The organism is Marinicella sediminis, assembly GCF_002000055.1.
GTDB classification, from domain to species: Bacteria; Pseudomonadota; Gammaproteobacteria; order Xanthomonadales; family Marinicellaceae; genus Marinicella; species Marinicella sediminis.
Window position 1 is genome coordinate 1 of the sequence record NZ_MVBD01000015.1, and the last position, 2,933, is coordinate 2,933.

At 41.4% G+C, this 2,933-nt stretch carries 3 protein-coding genes; 1 reads left to right on the plus strand and 2 read right to left on the minus strand.

Annotated elements, in window-relative coordinates:
- Positions 1-569, plus strand: a 569-nt coding sequence (locus B0475_RS15785) for a transposase (RefSeq protein ID WP_408606450.1), incomplete at its 5' end; no start/stop codon positions are given.
- Positions 570-735: 166 nt separating this feature from the next.
- On the opposite strand, the gene B0475_RS15790 is transcribed toward B0475_RS15785, so the two are convergent.
- Both B0475_RS15790 and B0475_RS15795 read right to left on the minus strand, forming a co-directional pair.
- A complete protein-coding gene (locus tag B0475_RS15790) occupies positions 736-1,140 on the minus strand; it encodes a hypothetical protein (protein ID WP_198538342.1) in 405 nt (134 codons plus the stop codon).
- A 17-nt stretch (positions 1,141-1,157) separates the two neighbouring features.
- Positions 1,158-2,840 carry an RHS repeat domain-containing protein gene (locus B0475_RS15795; protein WP_077412862.1) on the minus strand — a complete coding sequence of 561 codons (1,683 nt, stop codon included), beginning with the start codon at positions 2,838-2,840 and terminating at the stop codon, positions 1,158-1,160.
- Positions 2,841-2,933 lie beyond the last annotated feature (93 nt).

Sequence of the window (2,933 nt, forward strand, 5' to 3'; positions counted from 1 at the left end):
AAGCGGATGTTTACCGCAAGCGATTGCGTTCTATCAGTTGGTTCATGAAGTGCTTGAATGAGTATATCGCTCGCAGGGCAAATATAGAAGACAACTGTACCGGCCATTTTTGGGAAAGCCGGTTTAAAAGCCAAGCATTATTGGACGAGCGGGCCTTACTCACATGCATGGCTTACGTAGATCTCAACCCTATTCGTGCCGCTATGTGCAAAACTCCCGAGCAATCTGACTACACCTCAATCCAAGAGAGAATCAAAGACAAAAAAACCAGACTGATCGGCTTTGGCTATGACAAAAATGATCTGCCATTTTCACTCTCAGGATACCTGGACTTGGTGGATTATTCCGGCAGAGTAATCCTAGAAAACAAACGCGGATACATTCCAGAAAACCTACCTCCAATCCTCGACAGGCTGGGCCTCGATCCAGACACCTGGCTCGATGAGCTAAAAGGCTTTAAATCAGTCGGATTCTCAGCGGTCGGCACAGTGGAACGAATCAAAAACTTCTGTCAGAAAGTCGGCAAAAAATTCGCCGTGGGTCACCGATTAAAACCGGCCCTGGAATAGCCAATCACCCATCAAAACCACCCTGCAGATTCTGTCTGCCACCGTCCCACTCACTTCCAATCAGGCCTTTAAGGTGCCATTTATAGCATTTGATCTTTTAAGCCTGAACAACATCTCTAAACCACGTCAATTTTCTCATCTTTCACAAAAAAACCAACTGAATCTCTCAAGCTGGTTTATTTGGAAAGCACCTGTCCCCTAGTTTCCCACCATGAGAATCTTGATAATTAATGTCTGCACCATACTTTGCAAGTATCAAAAATGATTGCGTCTTCAGTTCAGAAGCTGCATGTAACAATGCTGTTCGTAAACCATGATAATTTACAACATCAGGGTCTACTTTTCCCTCTTTCAGTAATTTTTCAAGAATGGTGTTTTGATCATTATCAATTAGTTTCACCAAGTCATAATTAACAATAGGCTTATCCTTAGAGATTGATTTTTCATCATCAACAGCAATATTTCTAAGAGACGTACTTTTCATCATTGAATTAAAGTCAGTATTTATGCTGTCAGTCAAAAGACTATTACCTAGAAAATAAATAACAGTCAACAGTGTTACTCCACTCAAAACTAATTTAAACCTCCTCACTGACTCACCTCTTCTATACCAGGGTTGCTTTTGCTCTCAATCACTTGATCTGCCTGTTGTTGTTTAACATTTTGATAAATGTATTTTTTGGATTTGGTTTGGTATTGATCAAACCTATAACTGATATATGTGATGAGCCTTTCTTTATCATATTCATTTATTCTATGAACTGCATTTGGGTTCATGACCTTAGCTATTTCTTGTAATTGATTTTTACTAAAACCATTCAATAATTCAAATATATTGTGAGATGCCTCAAAAATCTGGGTACTGGGAATATTGTCATAACCTCTTTCCTTCATAATTTCTTGCATATAATAAAACTCATGATTGGGGTTAACCGCATCAAAATCTGCCTTGTTATGTGGAAATGTAGACCCATGCAAACCATACTCCATATGAGTACTCATTAACTCTCTGTTTTTTTGATTCAGAAGATTAGTAGCTTCACTTAATCTTAAACCAAATTCCTCTGGAGATAGTGTAGTTAAACCATTCCTTACCGAATACTTATACAATTCAATCGCCCTCTGCTCAAATGCGACAATTCGTTTATTCCGATGGTATCTAAATGCCTTGTCTGTTGATGTTCCTTCAAACAAATGCCCAAGATCTGGTTTGTGTGATTTCTGACCGACTTTGTTGCGAAGGGTTTTTTTATCAATATGGTAAAAACTATCTGTAAAAGCATGATCAGCGGTACCATATTGGGCAATATTTTCTGCCTCATTTTGAGCATAATCTACAAAAGCATTTCTAACTAGTATAGGGTCATCACCACATAAAGCATGTGCTCCACAATTATTAATTTCTAATTTTTCTCTTGATTCTCTTATTCTCTGAACATCTTGCTTTGTTATAAAACCATATGATGCTGATACAGAATAGTTAATCATTCCCATGCCATAAGATATAGAATTATTGATAGCGTCATGTTGCTTAAACTCATCACCTATTTGTGCACCCAAAGCAAATGCCAAATTGTGACCAATACTTAGCTGAACAACATCACCAAGTAATAAAGATTCATAAAAATGTGGTGTATCATTTCCTTTCCCTGTTGGATCAATCCAAGCAGTGGGGTTTGATGCAGCATACATGTATCTGTGTAGACTTGGAGGCTCATTGGTATTGCCAAATAAAGGATCTTCCCGTAAAAACCTTCCCGTAAACGAATCATAATATCTGGCGTTGGCGTAGTAGAGGTCGGTGTCTTCGTCTTTGAGGTAGCCGGTGAAGCCGAAGGGGCTGTCGCTGGTAGATGTTTCTTGGTTGAGGTTGCCCCACACGTCGTAGTCCATGCGGTTTTGGATGGAGCCGTCCTGGTTGGTAATGGCCACGTTGGTGCCGAGGGCGTCGGCCAGGTAGTAGGCGCGCTGGCCGTTTCTGGTTTCGGCCAGTTGGCGTCTGGCTCCATAGTGGTAGGTGGCCAGGGTGTTGCCGATGGCGTTGGTTTCGGCGATCAGGGTAAGCCCATCGTACAGGTAGCGTTTTTCGTTGCCTGATGCGGAGGTGGCTTTGACCCTTTGGCCGGCGTAATCATATTCGTACTGATGCGGTTGAGCGGTACCAACGGTGATGCTGGTCAATTGATCCCGGTCGTTGTAAACATAGATACGGGCGTTAATAGCACCGGCTGTATCAATGATTTCCTGGCACCTGTTGCCCACTTTTTCCATTGTGTATGTCAATACTCGGTTACCGAAGTCACCTTCTGGGTCTAAACCAAGAGATCTGTGAGATCAAGTCGGGACTACTACAGCTGTATCATT

What these genes read in the sequence shown, in the direction of transcription:
- B0475_RS15795 (WP_077412862.1), bottom strand. Translation starts at nt 2,840, where the DNA reads ATGGAAAAAGTGGGCAACAGGTGCCAGGAAATCATTGATACAGCCGGT.